At 54.0% G+C, this 15,925-nt stretch carries 18 protein-coding genes; 7 read left to right on the top strand and 11 right to left on the bottom strand.

What is annotated here, in order from left to right:
- Positions 1-8: 8 nt before the first annotated feature.
- The gene (locus WFK59_RS06280; RefSeq protein WP_233988042.1) at positions 9-548 is read left to right on the top strand and encodes a septation protein A; all 540 of its coding nucleotides are present in this window, start codon (positions 9-11) and stop codon (positions 546-548) included.
- A 60-nt stretch (positions 549-608) separates the two neighbouring features.
- On the top strand, positions 609-1,031 hold the full coding sequence (gene yciA, locus WFK59_RS06285) for an acyl-CoA thioester hydrolase YciA (protein ID WP_094120552.1): 423 nt from the start codon (positions 609-611) through the stop codon (positions 1,029-1,031).
- Between the two features lie 46 nt (positions 1,032-1,077).
- On the opposite strand, the gene tonB is transcribed toward yciA, so the two are convergent.
- Entirely contained in the window at positions 1,078-1,836 is a 759-nt protein-coding gene (tonB, locus tag WFK59_RS06290) for a TonB system transport protein TonB (RefSeq protein ID WP_233988041.1), read from the bottom strand.
- Positions 1,837-2,037: 201 nt separating this feature from the next.
- On the opposite strand from tonB, the gene WFK59_RS06295 reads away from it, so the two are divergent.
- Entirely contained in the window at positions 2,038-2,334 is a 297-nt protein-coding gene (locus WFK59_RS06295; RefSeq protein WP_233988040.1) for a YciI family protein, read from the top strand.
- 73 nt (positions 2,335-2,407) lie between these two features.
- Entirely contained in the window at positions 2,408-2,596 is a 189-nt protein-coding gene (locus WFK59_RS06300; RefSeq protein ID WP_233988039.1) for a hypothetical protein, read from the top strand.
- Positions 2,597-2,669: 73 nt separating this feature from the next.
- Here WFK59_RS06300 and WFK59_RS06305 read toward each other — a convergent pair whose 3' ends face one another.
- Both WFK59_RS06305 and ycgZ read right to left on the bottom strand, forming a co-directional pair.
- Positions 2,670-3,152: an anti-virulence regulator CigR family protein gene (locus tag WFK59_RS06305; protein WP_336755320.1), complete on the bottom strand. Its 483-nt coding sequence runs from the start codon at positions 3,150-3,152 to the stop codon at positions 2,670-2,672.
- Between the two features lie 640 nt (positions 3,153-3,792).
- A complete protein-coding gene (gene ycgZ, locus WFK59_RS06310) occupies positions 3,793-4,035 on the bottom strand; it encodes a regulatory protein YcgZ (RefSeq protein ID WP_233988037.1) in 243 nt (80 codons plus the stop codon).
- 364 nt (positions 4,036-4,399) lie between these two features.
- On the opposite strand from ycgZ, the gene WFK59_RS06315 reads away from it, so the two are divergent.
- Positions 4,400-4,720 (top strand): hypothetical protein, encoded by a 321-nt coding sequence (locus tag WFK59_RS06315; protein ID WP_233988036.1) that lies wholly within the window; start codon positions 4,400-4,402, stop codon positions 4,718-4,720.
- Between the two features lie 65 nt (positions 4,721-4,785).
- Here the strand turns inward: WFK59_RS06315 and WFK59_RS06320 are convergent, their stop codons facing one another.
- Positions 4,786-4,959, bottom strand: a complete 174-nt coding sequence (locus tag WFK59_RS06320; RefSeq protein ID WP_233988035.1) for a YciY family protein — start codon at positions 4,957-4,959, stop codon at positions 4,786-4,788.
- Between the two features lie 159 nt (positions 4,960-5,118).
- Here WFK59_RS06320 and cls point away from each other — a divergent pair, with 159 nt between their 5' ends.
- Positions 5,119-6,579, top strand: coding sequence for a cardiolipin synthase (cls, locus tag WFK59_RS06325; protein ID WP_233988034.1), 1,461 nt, complete (start codon positions 5,119-5,121; stop codon positions 6,577-6,579).
- 45 nt (positions 6,580-6,624) lie between these two features.
- A complete protein-coding gene (locus tag WFK59_RS06330) occupies positions 6,625-6,948 on the top strand; it encodes an HI1450 family dsDNA-mimic protein (protein WP_233988033.1) in 324 nt (107 codons plus the stop codon).
- Between the two features lie 46 nt (positions 6,949-6,994).
- Here WFK59_RS06330 and oppF read toward each other — a convergent pair whose 3' ends face one another.
- The 7 genes from oppF to WFK59_RS06365 all read right to left on the bottom strand — a co-directional run bounded on the left by oppF (position 6,995) and on the right by WFK59_RS06365 (position 15,605).
- Entirely contained in the window at positions 6,995-7,996 is a 1,002-nt protein-coding gene (gene oppF, locus WFK59_RS06335; protein WP_233988032.1) for a murein tripeptide/oligopeptide ABC transporter ATP binding protein OppF, read from the bottom strand.
- Entirely contained in the window at positions 7,993-9,006 is a 1,014-nt protein-coding gene (locus tag WFK59_RS06340; RefSeq protein WP_233988031.1) for an ABC transporter ATP-binding protein, read from the bottom strand. Before WFK59_RS06340 ends, oppF begins: the two co-directional genes overlap by 4 nt.
- A gap of 11 nt (positions 9,007-9,017) precedes the next feature.
- A complete protein-coding gene (oppC, locus tag WFK59_RS06345; RefSeq protein WP_233988030.1) occupies positions 9,018-9,926 on the bottom strand; it encodes an oligopeptide ABC transporter permease OppC in 909 nt (302 codons plus the stop codon).
- Between the two features lie 14 nt (positions 9,927-9,940).
- Positions 9,941-10,861 carry an oligopeptide ABC transporter permease OppB gene (gene oppB, locus WFK59_RS06350; RefSeq protein WP_233988029.1) on the bottom strand — a complete coding sequence of 307 codons (921 nt, stop codon included), beginning with the start codon at positions 10,859-10,861 and terminating at the stop codon, positions 9,941-9,943.
- A 90-nt stretch (positions 10,862-10,951) separates the two neighbouring features.
- A complete protein-coding gene (gene oppA / locus WFK59_RS06355) occupies positions 10,952-12,592 on the bottom strand; it encodes an oligopeptide ABC transporter substrate-binding protein OppA (protein ID WP_233988028.1) in 1,641 nt (546 codons plus the stop codon).
- 157 nt (positions 12,593-12,749) lie between these two features.
- Entirely contained in the window at positions 12,750-14,375 is a 1,626-nt protein-coding gene (locus WFK59_RS06360; protein WP_233988027.1) for an ABC transporter substrate-binding protein, read from the bottom strand.
- Positions 14,376-14,957: 582 nt separating this feature from the next.
- Entirely contained in the window at positions 14,958-15,605 is a 648-nt protein-coding gene (locus tag WFK59_RS06365) for a YchE family NAAT transporter (RefSeq protein WP_233988026.1), read from the bottom strand.
- Between the last annotated feature and the right edge of the window lie 320 nt (positions 15,606-15,925).

The following is a 15,925-nucleotide window of genomic DNA, read 5'->3' on the forward strand; positions in this document are numbered from 1 at the left end:
GAATGACTATGAAGCAGTTACTCGATTTTCTCCCTTTGGTGGTCTTTTTCATCTTCTACAAGCTGTACGACATCTTTGTTGCCTCAGGCGCGCTGATTGTCGCGACCGGTCTGGCTTTAGTGGTCAGCTGGTTGCTCTATCGTAAGCTGGAGAAGATGACCATTTTCACCTTTGTGCTGGTCGCCGTATTTGGCACGCTGACCCTGGTGTTCCACAACGATGAATTTATTAAGTGGAAAGTGACGGTGATCTACAGTCTGTTTGCCGTTGCGCTGCTCTACAGCCAGTGGTTTATGAAGCAGACGCTGATCCAGAGCATGCTGGGCAAAGAGTTACAGTTGCCCGATCCGGTCTGGCGTCGGCTTAACACTGCCTGGGCGCTGTTTTTCCTGGTCTGCGGCCTGGTGAATATCTACGTTGCCTTTTGGTTATCTCAGGCGTTTTGGGTTAACTTTAAGGTGTTTGGTCTGACCGGCCTCACCTTACTGTTTACCCTGATTAGCGGGCTCTACATCTGGCGACAGATGCCGCAACAACAACAAAAATAATCACTCTGCCCGGTACGCCGGGCATTTTTTTAGCGATCACCTGCAGAAGAAATGAAAGCAATGGGCGAAAAACATAAATTGCCGCAAGGCGAAATGGTGTTACGTACGTTAGCCATGCCAGCAGACACCAACGCCAACGGCGATATCTTTGGCGGCTGGCTGATGTCACAGATGGATATGGGCGGAGCCATTCTGGCTAAAGAGATTGCTGAAGGCCGGGTCGTGACGGTGCGGGTTGATGGCATGTCCTTTCTGAAACCGGTGGCGGTGGGCGACGTGGTTAGCTGTCATGCGCGCTGTATCCGTACTGGTAACAGCTCAATGACCATCAATGTCGAAGTCTGGATCAAGAAGGTGTCGTCTGAACCGATTGGTCAGACCTACTGTGCCACCGAAGCGGTCTTTATCTATGTCGCGGTAGATAATGACGGCAATTCGCGTCCACTACCTGCCGGGCGTGCTAACCAGCAACCCAGCGACTAGCCGGACATCTGGCGGTCAGGCACAGTGTCACTGACCGCCAGCTTTTTTATTCGATGCTGGCACCGCCACTCATCTTGAAGACAACGTTCATGGTCACCTGTCCCGGACGACCGCTCTGGTAACGCCACTGCTTCATCGACTCCTTGACTGCCCGTTCAAACATATTGCGGGGTTCCGCAGAGAGGACCTGAATATTCTCCACCCGTCCCTCGCTGTTCACATCAAATTTCACCCGCACCCGACCCTCAATGCGAAGCGCTCGTGCACGCTGTGGATAGCCTGGCTTGCTGACGCTCAGCGCTTTCGGCCCGCCTGAAGCCGTCTGGCTCGCTGACGGCGTCGATTTCGGCGCAGTTGTCGGCTTGTTCTGAGTCGCCGGCAGGTCCTGTTTAAACGGATCGGCCTGCGGTTTGCTCTCCTGACGCGGTTTTACCTCGCGTTTAGGTTGCTCACGTTTATGTTCCGGCTTGGGTTTCGGTTTGGGTTTTGGCTTAGGTTCTGGCTTCGGAATCGGTACCGGTTCCGCCTTAGGCGGTTCCGGAGCGGGCTGAGGTTCAGGGACCGGTTCCGGTTCTGGCTGCGGTTCAGGTTGCGGCGCCGGTGGTTCAACCACGGCTGGGGCAGGTTGTGGCTGAACTTCAGGAGCGACAAGGCTGACACTGATAGGCTGCGACGCCTTAGGCACTTCAGTCACCTGATGGAATGAGGCGTAAAGAATTCCGGCAATGACGGCACCATGCAAAGCGACAGACAATAACATGGAGACAGGCGTGCGTTTGGGTAATGGCATAGTCAGCGTGGTCATAACAGTCGCAGTCATTAAATGAAGAGCCGATTTTAAATGCAAATAGCAATCAGTTTCAATAACTCCCGCCATCTCACCGAAAGAAAAGCGCTTTTTAGCCCTTTATGCTGAGCCGTCAACGGGTCAGAGGTTTCGTTTGCACTCTGATAAGCAATCCCTTAACGTGTTGCGAAATTCTGAAGAGTTAATGGGAGCTCCCAAGTGCTTTACGTCATTTATGCAGAAGACACCGCAGATTCACTGGAAAAACGTAATGCCGTGCGCCCTGCCCATCTGGCGCGCCTGAAACTACTGCATGAAGAAGGACGCCTGATCATTGCGGGTCCGATGCCTGCCGTCGACAGCAACGATCCGGGCGTGGCCGGCTTTACCGGTTCAACCGTGATTGCCGAGTTCCCGTCACTTGAAGCGGCACAATCCTGGGCAGAAGATGATCCCTATATTGCCGCTGGCGTTTATAAACAGGTGGCCGTTAAACCGTTCAAACGCGTTTTCTGATCGCGAATGCGCGCTGATAAATGGCTTCGGTGCGGCGCACCGGGGCCTTTTTTGTTTTTCGGGTAAAGCAACGATGCAAATGATCATTCTGGCGCTGCTGGTGCCGATCGTGGGGCTTATCGCGACCGCCCTTTACTTTTGGCGCAGCCAGGGCTGGCGCAATAAAAAACATCTGATTGTGATGTTAATTGTGCTGGCAGCGGTGCTGCAACTGGTGAACATGATCCTGATGATGCGGGTTGAATCTGGTGCAGCGGGCTGAAGAGATCAGCCGTTACGCGTTAAAAAAAACCGCCCACCGGCGGTTTTTTTACTGGTAAGGCACAGCGATGGCGTTAATCAAAGACGTTATTGATGATCGCGGTGACCACCGCCGTACTTAGCGCAATCAGTACCAGGTTATCCCCCACCATTTTCCATTCGTAACCGGGATAAGAAGGCAGACCCTCCAGCATACCGCGCGGCACCGAGCGTTTAGCGATACCAGGCGGCAACGGTTTACCGCGCGCGAGATTTTTAGCAATTCCCGGCGGCAAAGAGGAGTAGCCGGTCAGTCCCTGCTGTCTGGCCAGATCACGCGCGAATGAATAACTGATGTCGGCTTCTGCCCGCCAGGGATCGCCGCCCTTATTCTTTTTACCCTGTGACTTATCGTGTTTCCCCTCGCCCTTATTGCCATGCCCTTGTGCATGACCATTGCCCTTTCCATTGCCGTTTCCGTTGCCGTTACCATTGCCTGGATTGGCCAGCAGCGCCGGTGAGGTGAACAGCAAACAGAGGGTTAATGCGATGACGCCAGACCTTGCCAGATTTTTCATTGTCCTGCTCCCAAAGGTATACGATTTAAATTTAACCCTGGACCTGAAAAGCGGCAATCTGGCGAGTTCTTAAAAGCGTCCTGACACGCAAAATTGAGGGTCACCGACACTCAACGCTCGCCCCACAGGCAGAAGTCCACGGAATAACGGATAGCGCCACAGGCTGCCTCCGCCTCACCGATACAGCTACGCTAAACAATAGCCGAAGCGCAAGCCGGTATACCTCGTCTGATTACAGGGCGACAGGCCATAATCTGGGATCAGCAGGGTTCAGTCGCTGGTTAAAAATGTAAATTTTTTTGACCTGATCGCTCAGGTATTCTTGACTGAAAAGACTTATCACCCCAACAGGAGAGGCCGTCATGACCGAATTACTGCATATCATGTCTGTCAGCGCGATTGTTGCAGGCATCTATTTACTGGACTGATCCTGTGCGGATTCGGGCGGGAAAAACGAAAGCCCTGCCGGGCTGGCAGGGCTTCGATCTTCCGTGAGGGATGAATGATTGGACCACGAAAAACGATCACGAAAGATGGCTATTTTCTATAAAAAGCCCGCGCGGTTGTCAAGCATGCCAGAGGCGTTCATCACCGCGCTGTGCGGCTGATTTCAGGCGACGCACAACGACTGCGGCTCTGTTTAGTTGCGATCCAGCAGCAGCCCAATCAGTGCATGATAATGATGCTCTTCTTCTGCACTGGTTACCGTCTGTAAACGGCTCACCAGTCGGGTGCAGATGGCCTTACGGTTAAGACTGCGACCGGAACGCACGATCTCTGTCACCACAGCGCCCAGAATGGCCTGTTGCGCTGGCAGGGCCGCACTGCTGAGATAAGCGGAGATATCAGAAACTGAGGCCGGAATTCTTACGTTGGCTTGCATGATCAACCCTCACAGAGTTCATTAGATGTCATAAACGATGCGATAAAGTTATACAACTAACCATTACTTGTACAGGTATTTGGCCAGTAATTTACGCTAAATCCGTGGGTAAGGTAATAATTTAAAGCCAAACAGTCACTTATGTAACTGTAAAGTTGTACAGCTTTGCCCATACTGAGCGTATAAGGCCAGATTAAGCCCCGTTACGGTGAGGTTGACCCGGCACGCAGCGAAAAATGTTGCGCCATCAGACATTTTTTTTTGGATAAACAGGAATTATCTCTTATCGCTGTCTACATTTATGACTTCTTTATTACACCTCTGAAGCTCAGAATGAACGCTACAGCACAGTCGCAGGCTCATTATGCATAAAACTTATAATATTCAGGGCGCCTCAACTTTAGTCGATCAGCTGTTATCACGGGTGCAGGCGATTGCCGATCCGAAAACCGAAGTGTTGAGTGGCTATCCGGCAAACTGCTCTGCCTGGTTAACCATCTATTATCATCGCAAAACGGGCAAGTGGTCTTTTGAGTGGTATGACCGCGCCGGTTGCCGCCGTCCTGTTGGGCTGGGTAGCCCGGCGGATTGCCTGATGCGTGAGGTGAGCGATCGCGGTGCCTCGCAACAAGAACATCTGCAGGCGCGCGACTTTCTGGCCGATCTGGGATTTTTCGAAGCCTGATTCCGCCAGCGTCTTACCGCGCTGGCGAATAGGGGCCGCTGCCGGCAGCAGCCCGTTACGCAGTACTAAATATGCTGCGTAATAAACAGGATGGAGCGACGCTGCTGCTGCGCCAGCTGATGGCGAATGCTGTGAATGCGTTTATAGCGTCGTGACTGCCCTTCCAGCCAGCGTGAACGGCGTCGTTGTACCTGGCGTAACATTCTCCAGCGCGCCACTTCATTTCTGCTTCGTCTCATCACTTCCTCTCTGACATCGAATTCACGCGCACGCATTATAAAGATCTTATCGCCAATGCCAAATCGGATCTGATCGTTATGGCACAGGATAAAGGGTTTCGCTGACCGTGATCTGCACGTAAACTTGCCAGACGAAAGCGCGAACGGGATGTCCACTTAATGACCACTTTTTACACCCTGATCAGCTGGTTACTGCTGTTTGGCTACTGGCTGCTGATCGCCGGTGTCACGCTGCGAATACTGATGAAGCGTCGTGCCGTGACCTCGGCAATGGCCTGGCTGCTGATTATCTATATTCTGCCGCTGGTGGGGATTATCGCCTACCTGTCGTTTGGCGAACTGCATCTGGGTAAACGTCGCGCAGAACGGGCTCGTACCATGTGGCCATCGACGGCCCGCTGGATGACCGATCTGAAGCAGTGTCGTGAAATCTTTGCCACTGAACACAGCGATGTCGCCCGTTCGCTGTTCGAACTCTGTTATCACCGTCAGGGCATCGCCGGGGTGAAAGGTAATCAACTGCAGCTGCTCACCAGCGCCGATGATGTAATGCAGGCGCTGATTCGGGATATCCAGCTGGCGCGGCATAATATCGAGATGGTGTTCTATATCTGGCATCCCGGCGGCCTGGCGGATGAAGTCGCCGAGTCGCTGATGGCCGCCTCACGCCGCGGCGTCCACTGCCGGCTGCTGCTCGATTCGGCCGGCAGCGTGACCTTTTTCCGCAGCCCGTGGGTTGGCATGATGCGCAATGCAGGCATTGACGTGGTTGAAGCGTTACAGGTCAGCCTGCTGCGCGTCTTCCTGCGCCGGATGGATCTGCGCCAGCATCGAAAAATTGTCTTAATCGATAACTACATCGCCTATACCGGCAGCATGAACCTGGTGGACCCCCGCTTCTTCAAACAGAGCGCGGGCGTCGGTCAGTGGATCGACCTGATGGCGCGAATGGAAGGTCCGGTCGCCACCGCCATGGGAATTGTCTTTAGCTGCGACTGGGAGATTGAGACCGGAAAACGCATTCTTCCGCCGCCGCCCGATCGCAATATTATGCCGTTTGAGCAGGAGAGCGGCCATACGGTGCAGGTGATCGCCTCCGGTCCCGGCTTCCCGGAAGATATGATCCACCAGGCGCTGCTGACGGCGGTCTATTCCGCCCGTGAGCAGTTGATCATGACCACGCCCTACTTCGTGCCAAGCGACGACCTGCTGCACGCCATCTGTACCGCAGCGCAGCGCGGGGTGAATGTCAGTATTATTGTCCCGCGCCATAACGACTCCCTGCTGGTAGGCTGGGCCAGCCGCGCCTTCTTCAGCGAACTGCTGGAGGCGGGCGTGAAAATTTATCAATTTGAAGATGGTCTGCTGCACACCAAAAGCGTCCTGGTCGATGGACAACTCAGCCTGGTCGGCACGGTAAATCTTGATATGCGCAGCCTGTGGCTCAATTTTGAGATTACACTGGTGGTAGACGATGCCGGATTTGGCAGCGATCTGGCCTGTGTGCAGGATGACTATATTGCCCGTTCACGCCTGCTGGATGGCCAGCGCTGGTCAAAACGTGCCTGGTGGCAGCGCATCGTCGAACGACTGTTTTACTTCTTCAGCCCTTTACTGTAAAACGAGCCAGATTGTGTAAACGGCCTCAGGCAGACAGGACAGACCATGGATTTAAACAACCGCCTTACTGAAGACGAAACGCTGGAACAGGCTTACGATATTTTTCTTGAGCTGGCAGGCGATAATCTCGATCCGGCAGATATCATCCTTTTTAATCTGCAGTTTGAAGAGCGCGGCGGTGCCGAGCTGTTCGATCCGTCAGAAGACTGGAAAGATCACGTCGACTTCGATCTGAATCCTGACTTTTTTGCGGAAGTGGTGATTGGGCTGGGTGAAGCGGATGGTGAGCCGATTAACGACGTCTTTGCACGCGTGCTGCTGTGCCGTGAAAAAGACCACAAGCTGTGCCATATCCTGTGGCGTGAATAGTCGTCACCGTGATAAAAAACGCCGGGCAATTGCCCGGCGTTTTGCTTTATAACGGATCGACTTTCAGGCAGGAGACCGCATGGCGGAAACTGCCTTCCAGCAGCGGCCGGGTTTTGGCGCACTCCGGACCGGCAATCGGACAGCGGGTGCGGAATACGCAGCCCGACGGTGGATTGATCGGTGACGGCAGTTCCCCTTCCAGCAGCTGGATCTGCTTATTCTTTTCCAGATCCGGATCGGGAATCGGCACCGCCGACATCAGCGCTTTGGTGTAGGGATGCTGCGGATTGCTGTAAACCTCGCTGTAGGTGCCCAGCTCGACCGCATGACCGAGATACATCACCAGCACGCGGTCAGAGATATGTTTTACCACCGCCAGGTCGTGGGCAATAAAGATCAACGACAGCCCCATCTCGCGCTGCAGCTGCTGCAGCAAATTAACCACCTGCGCCTGAATCGACACGTCGAGCGCTGACACCGGTTCATCACAGATAATCAGCTTCGGCTCCAGAATCAGCGCACGTGCGATACCAATACGCTGGCACTGGCCGCCGGAGAACTCATGCGGATAGCGGTTGATCAGGTTGGGCAGCAAACCGACCTTCATCATCATATTTTTAACGCGATCTTTGACTTCCTGACGCGCCATTTTCGGATGATAGGTCCGCAGCGGTTCCGCAATGATATCGCCGATAGTCATGCGTGGATTGAGCGAGGCCAGCGGATCCTGGAAAATCATCTGGATGTCGCTGCGCGCCTTGCGCCACTCCTCTTCGCTCTGCCCCAGCAGATCGCGTCCCAGCCACGCCACCCGACCCTCAGTGGCTTTCACCAGGCCGATGATGGCGCGGGCCAGCGTCGATTTACCGCAGCCTGACTCGCCAACCACACCCAGCGTTTCCCCTTCATACAGGCGCAGGCTGACGCCATCCACCGCTTTCAGGGTCTTTGACGGCTGCCAGAACCACTGCTTGCCATCTTTAATATCGAAATGCACCTTGAGGTCGGCGATTTCCAGTAACACTCTTTTTTCCGCTACGGCGCTCATACTAATTCCTCCACCGGCTTAAAGCAGGCACGTAAACGCCCATCGCCGAACGGTTCCAGCGGCGGCGCTTTGGCACAGATATCCATCGCGTGTGGACAACGCGGCTGGAACGGGCAGCCCACCGGCAGACGCAGCAGGTTCGGCGGATTACCCGGAATGGTGGTCAGGCTCTCCCCTTCGGCATCCAGCCGCGGCACCGCATTCAGCAGGCCGATAGAGTAAGGATGCGCCGGCTGATAGAAGACGTCACGGGCGCGACCATACTCCATGGTGCGTCCGGCATACATCACCAGCACCTTGTCGCAGATCCCGGCAACCACCCCCAGATCGTGGGTGATCATGATGATGGCGGTGTTGAACTCGCGCTTGAGGTCGTTGAGCAGCGTCATGATCTGCGCCTGTACCGTCACGTCGAGCGCGGTAGTCGGTTCATCGGCGATCAGCAGCTTTGGCCGGCACAGCAGCGCCATGGCGATCATCACACGCTGGCGCATCCCGCCGGAAAACTCATGCGGATACATTTTCATGCGCTTACGCGCTTCGGGCATTTTTACCGCATCCAGCATTCTCACCGACTCTTCAAATGCCTGGGCGCTGTTCATGCCCTTGTGCAGCTTCAGCACTTCCATTAACTGCTCGCCGACCCGCATGTAAGGGTTAAGCGAAGTCATCGGGTCCTGGAAGATCATCGCAATCTGCTCGGCACGCAGCCGGTTTAGCTGGTTCTCGGGCAGATTCAGGATCTCTTTACCATTGAACAGCGCAGAGCCGCCAATGCGGCCATTTTTCGCCAGCAGCCCCATCAGGGCGAACGCGGTCTGCGACTTGCCGGAACCGGATTCACCGACAATGCCCAGCGTCTCACCGGCACGCAGCGAAAAGTTAAGATCGTTGACGGCGGTGACATCGCCGTCGTGTGTGCCGAAGGTGACACGTAAATCTTTCACCTGCAGTAACTGATCGCTTCCCGCGCGGGCCGCCATTGCTGGCTGAAATTCATGAATGGTCATCGGGAAACTCCTTAGCGATCTTTCGGGTCGAGGGCATCACGCAGGCCATCGCCGATAAAGTTGAAACAGAACAGCGTCACGACCAGAAAACCGGCCGGATAGAGCAGTAACCACGGCGACACTTCCATCGAGTTCGCGCCGTCGCTGAGCAGTGCGCCCCAGCTACTCAGCGGCTCCTGCGTCCCCAGGCCAAGGAAGCTCAGGAAGGATTCAAACAGAATCATGCTCGGCACCAGCAGCGAGGCGTAAACCACCACCACGCCCAGCACGTTCGGCACGATGTGGCGCAGCACGATTTTCCAGGTGGAGACGCCGCCAACGTGGGCCGCTTCAATGAACTCTTTGCGCTTCAGGCTCAGGGTCTGTCCACGCACGATACGCGCCATATCGAGCCACGACACCATGCCGATAGCGGCAAAGATCAGCAGGATATTTCGGCCAAAGAAGGTCACCAGCAGGATAACGAAGAACATAAACGGGAACGAGTTGAGGATCTCCAGAATACGCATCATCACCGAGTCGGTTTTGCCACCAAGGTAGCCGGCAACGGAACCGTACAGGGTACCGACGATCACCGCGATCAAGGCGGAAGCCACACCGACCATCAGTGAAATCCGGCCGCCAATGGCGACCCTGACCAGCAGATCGCGCCCCGAGGAGTCGGTGCCAAACCAGTGCCCGGACGTGGTATCCGGCGCAGCGGACATCATGGCCCAGTCCGTGTCGTCGTAGGTGAACTGTGACAGCATCGGCGCAATGATCACAAACAGCGTAATCAGCAGCAGCACCAGCAGGCTGAGTGAGGCCGCACGGTTATGGATAAACCGACGACGGGCGTCCTGCCACAGACTGCGCCCTTCCACTTCCAGCTTCTCACTGAACGCATCCAGAGCTTCGCTGTTTTTCTTACTTAACATCATGGCGAACTCCGCAATCAGTAACGAATTTTCGGATCGATGACGGCATACAGCACGTCAACAATCGCGTTAAACAGAATGGTCAGTAACCCCACCAGAATGGTCAGGCTCATCACCAGTGAGTAGTCGCGGTTCAGCGCGCCGTTCACGAACAGCTGACCAATGCCCGGCAGACCGTAGATCGACTCAATCACCATCGATCCGGTGATAATGCCGACAAAGGCCGGTCCCATATAGGAGATGACCGGCAGCAGCGCAGGTTTCAGCGCGTGCCGCAGCACGATGCGGCGCAGCGGCAGCCCTTTTGCACGGGCGGTGCGGATAAAGTTGGAGTGCATCACTTCAATCATCGATCCGCGGGTAATACGCGCGATGCTGGCGATATAGGCCAGTGACAGCGCGACCATCGGCAACAGCATGTAGTTCCACTGTCCGCCATTCCAGCCTCCGCCGGGCAGCCATTTCAGGGTGATGGCGAACACCAGCACCAGCAGCGGCGCCACCACGAAACTCGGTATCACCACGCCGGTCATTGCCACCCCCATCACCGCGAAATCCCACAGGCTGTTCTGTTTCAGCGCAGCAATAACCCCGGCAGTGACCCCCAGCACCACCGCCAGCAGAAAGGCGGCCAGACCGAGTTTGGCTGAAACCGGAAACGCATGGGCAACCAGATAGTTAACCGAATAATCTTTGTATTTAAATGAGGGGCCGAAATCGCCGTGCGCCAGCTGCACCAGGTAATCGACATACTGCTTACCAATCGGATCGTTGAGGTGATATTTCGCCTCAATGTTAGCCATGACTTCCGGCGCAAGGGTGCGCTCACCGGTAAAAGGACTACCGGGTGCCAGTCGCATCATAAAGAAGGAGATGGTAATCAGAACGAACAGCGTCGGGACCGCTTCAAGCAAGCGACGCAGGATGAATTTTAACATTGCCGTACCTACCAGGCTGTTGCTTCACAACAAATAAAAAAACGTAAAGGCGGCGCAGACGCGCCGCCACTGTCGATAGCCTGTGTGCTATTAGTGTTTAATGATGTAGAAGTTCTTATCGAGCGTTTTATCGAGCGGGTCTTTACCGTTATAACCGCCGACATACGGTTTCACCAGACGTGTATTCACGTAGTAGTAAACCGGTACGATGGTGCTGTCTTTATCCAGGATCTGCTCGGCTTTCTGATACTCCACCGCACGGGCTTTTTCATCGGCTGCCTTAATCGCCCCACGCACCACTTTATCGTACTCGTCGCTCTTATAGTGCGAGGTGTTACTGCTGCTGTTGGAGACCATGGTATTCAGGAAGGAGGTCGGTTCGTTGTAGTCCGCACACCAGGCCGCGCGTGAAACATCGAAGTTACCCTGATGACGGGTATCCAGGAAGGTTTTCCACTCCTGGTTTTCCAGCTTGATGTTCACACCGATGTTTTTCTTCCAGATCGACGAGGCGGCAATGGCCAGCTTCTTATGCAGATCGGAGGTGTTGTAGAGCAGGTTAAAGGTCAGCGGCTTGTCGGCAGTGTAACCCGCTTCAGCTAACAGCTTTTTCGCCTCTTCATTACGTTTGTCCTGCGACCATTTGAACCAGTCTGGTGGCAGAATATCCATGCCGTCGGTGGATGGCGGCGTGTAGCTGTAGGCGGGTATCTGACCCTGCGCCAGCACTTTATTCACCATGATGTCACGATCCAGACCCAGCTTCAGGGCGGCGCGCACGCGCGGATCGGTGAAAGGTGCTTTCTGATTGTTAATTTCGTAGTAGTAGGTGCAGAGGTAAGGATCGACGTGCAGCTCTTTACCGTTGTCACGCTGTAACTTTTTAAACAGCTCAATCGGCAGGTTGTTATAGGTCATGTCGCTGCCGTTCTCGGAGAAGTAACGGTTAACGTCGCTGACTTCAGAACTGATTGGCAGGAAGGTGACTTTGTTCAACACGGTGTGTTCGTTGTCCCAGTAGTTTGGGTTACGCACCAGGGTGATACGCTCGTTAATTACGTGCGCGTCCAGTTTAAAAGCGCCGTTGCCGACCCAGTTCTGTGGCTGAGTCCACTGATCGCCAAACTTCTCAATCGCCGGTTTGTAGACCGGTGACATGACGGAGTTGATCAGCAGCTTATCAAAATAGGGAACCGGCTCACTCAGAGTGACTTCCAGCGTGTGATCATCAATGGCTTTGACGCCCAGATCGGTAATCGGTTTTTTACCGGCGATGATCTCATCGACATTCAGGATATGACCATATTGCGGATAGCTGGCGTAAGGTGAGGCGGTTTTCGGATCGACCAGGCGCTCCCAGCTGTAGACGAAGTCCTGCGCAGTGACCGGCTCGCCATTGGACCATTTCGCATTTTTGCGCAGGTGGAAAGTCCACACTTTAAAATCTTTGTTTTCGTAACTTTCCGCCACGGCGGGGACCGGTTTGCCGTTGCTGTCATTGACCAGCAGACCTTCGTAAAGATCGCGCGCTACGTTATCTTCCGGTACGCCTTCAATTTTGTGCGGATCAAGCGACTGCACCTCATCGCCATTGCCGCGAACCAGTTCCTGTTTTGCGGCCAGCTCAACGCCCGCAGGCACCGTTGCCGCTAAAGCTGCATTCCCAGCCAGTGCACTGATTGCAGCGAAGACGCCCGCTGCAATCAGGCTTTTTTTCGTGATGTTGTTCATTATTACACTCCAGTTTTATTATCGTCACCGGGGCGATTAGCTGCCCCGGCGTCCCCCGTCTCGGGATCCCCGGCTGGTTAACCTGAGGATAGTGACCGCATTACGTGGTCTGCACGATCGCGCGCTCCCCGGCTGTCTCGCCGGGTAAGCGTGCGGCTCAGTGTTGTTTGATGAAATAGTATTTCAGGTCTGTCATGTCCTGCGGGTCTTTGCCCGTAAAGCCGCCAACCCAGGGCTTCACCAGGCGCACACTCACGCGGTAGTAAACTGGCACAATTGGTGAGTCTTTGTCGAGTTGAGTTTCAGCCTGCTGATAGAGGCTGGCGCGCTGCGCGTCACTCCCGGCAGTAAGGGTCTCAGCCATCAGACGGTCAAACTCCGGGCTACTGTAAAACGCGGTATTGATCGAAGCGTTGCTGATCAGCATGTTGAGGAAGGTCGATGGCTCATTGTAATCGGCACACCAGGTAGCGCGAACCACGTCATACTGCGCCTGATGGCGGGTCTCCAGCAGGGTTTTCCACTCCTGATTCTGTAGCGTCACTTTCGCCCCAAGGTTCTTCTGCCACATGGAGGCAGCCGCGATCGCCTGGCGTTTGTTCTGATCGGAGGTGTTGTAGAGCAGCGTGAAAGTTAACGGATGGCTATCATCAAACCCTGCCTCTGCAAGTAACTTTTTCGCCGCCTGATTGCGCTGCGCCTGGCTCTCTTTGAACCATTCCGGTGGGGTTAAATTAATCCCGGCGGTAAAAGGTGGCGTCAGGCTATAGGCCGGAATCTGTCCCTGCCCCATGATCTTGTTGGCTATCACCTCGCGGTCGAGGGTCATCTTGATCGCGGCACGGACCCGCGGGTCGTTAAACGGCGGCTTTTTATTATTAATTTCATAGTAAAAAGTGCAGAGCAGCGGACTGACTTTGACCTGCTCGCCCAGCTCTTTCCGCAGTTTGCCGAACATTTCTGGCGGGATTACGCTGTTGGTCATGTCGGTGCCACCGCTGCGATAGCGATTGATATCGCTGTTCTCAGAGGCTATCGGCAGGAAGGTGCCCTGCTCAATCACCGTATGGCTGTTATCCCAGTAGTGTGGATTGCGCTTCAGCACAATTTTTTCGTTAACTATCCAGTCGCTCAGGGTATACGCGCCGTTGCCGACATAGTGACCCGGCCTCGTCCAGGCCTCGCCCCACTGTTTGATCGCCGGGCCATAAACCGGCTTCATCGCGGTATGCGCCAGCATCGCCACCAGATAAGGCACCGGCTCGCTCAGGGTAATTTGCAGATGATGAGCATCCAGCGCCTTAACACCGAGCTGATCGGGTGACATTTTACCGGCCAGAATGGCGTCAATGTTGGCGAAGTGCGCCGCCTGTAAATAGCTGGAATAAGGAGAAGCGGTGTTGGGATCCGCCAGACGTCGCCAGCTATAGACGAAATCTTCGGCGGTGACGGGTTGGCCGTTGCTCCATTTCGCGTCATCACGCAGGGTAAAGGTCCACTGCCTTCCCTGCTGGTTTTGCCAGCTCTTCGCGACACCGGGCACCACGTTGCCGCTGTTATCGGTATTCACTAACCCATCGAGCAGGTTAAGAATGATATTGGATTCGGGCACGCCTTCGGTTTTATGGGGATCAAGTGACGCAACCTCAGTGCCGTTATTGATCACGATCTGCTGCTGCGGTGCCAGAGGGGTTCCGGACGGCACCGTAGCGGCGTAAGCCGGTGAAAAGGCGATTAACAACGTTAATGCAATTTTTGACCGTTGCTGCTGCAATTTTTTCATCCCAGTCATGCGAAAGCGCCAACCTTTTATTAAGTATCCCGATAGGCTTAAGCAAAAAGCGTTCTCACTTTGGGCTTTCGGTGAAAATTTTTACGTTGCGTCAAAAATTATCAGAAGCCGTTAATGGGCGCCAAAGCAAAATAGCTAAAATGTTAACTAATTCTCTTTTATCATGAGTTTTCTGGAAGCGGAAGTGTTAATTTTCAACTAGAAAATATCTTATCGATTTGAAAAATAGAGATTTTAGATAAAAAACTCTGTTAGCAGGCGCAGACGGCGGCGTTAATGCGCCATTCTGGTACTTATTCGGAGGCAGTGCAAAGAGTCGCGATCAATGCACGCCCGTCAGCATAACGGGCGTGATTTGTCAGGCTAAGCGGTAAATATTAAGAAGATTATCATGTGAAAATCATGACATTTTAATCGCATCAGCGGTGAGAATTGCGTCGGCCAGTAATGAAAGTGATAATCGGCTGAATCTATTAAGCCGGATGAATAATTGCTTTATTATGGTGCAATAAAACCGGAGTTTGCACCATAATGCGTCACATTTTCATTTCGCCCGCTGAAATAAGTAACCTGTTAATTCAGCAAACCGGGGAAAATGGCTTTCATCCCGGTGACCACAAACTCAATACCCAGCGCCATCAGCAACAGCCCCATAATACGGGTGATGACGTTGATACCGGTCTGACCCAGTACCCGAACCATCAATGGCGCGGCACGGAACAGGAGCCAGCAGCAAAAGGCAAACAACGCAATCGCCAGGCTGAACCCGAGCAGATTGAGCCAGCTGTGGTAGCGGGTACTCCAGACGATGGTCGAACTGATGGCACCCGGTCCGGCCATCAGTGGCAGCGCCAGCGGGACCACCCCAACGCTTTCGCGAATCGCGGTTTCTGATTTTTCCTGCTTATTCTGCTTATCTTCACCCAGCTTGCCGCTGATCATCGACATGGCAATAGTGACCACCAGGATGCCGCCAGCGATGCGGAACGAGTCAATCGAGATGCCGAAAATATGCAAAATCCCATCGCCGAGAAACAGCGATGTCCACAGAATGATCGCCACCGCGAGGTTAGCCGTCAGATTGGTTTTATTACGCTCAGTTACGCCCTGATAGCGGGTCATGCTGATAAAGACCGGAATAATCCCTACCGGGTTAACCAGCGCAAAGAGACCGACAAAAAATTTTATATAGCCTGATAAATCTAATAGCGCAGGGTTCACGACAGACTCCGTACCACGGGGGAGGAAAACGCGCCTAATGTAAGTGAAAACGCGCCCTGATGCCAGATGTGCAGACAGCTATTTATTCTGCCAATCGCCCTGCGTTTTAGCGCATTTTACCAGACAATAAAAAGCTGCTGGTTTTAGCCGCTGCAAGCCAGCTGCCCAGAGGCGTAACCGGTTTTAGCAAGCAGGCGCTGAAAAGTGCGGCTGAAAGGTGTCAGCTTGGGTTTAAATTGATCTGCATCAAAATTGCCCTACCTCAAACCAGGTAATCTTTTCGCAACGGAAGTATTAACGGTATCGATGTTCATCATCGC

The organism is Pantoea sp. USHLN298, assembly GCF_037149395.1.
In the GTDB taxonomy this organism is placed as follows: domain Bacteria; phylum Pseudomonadota; class Gammaproteobacteria; order Enterobacterales; family Enterobacteriaceae; genus Pantoea; species Pantoea astica.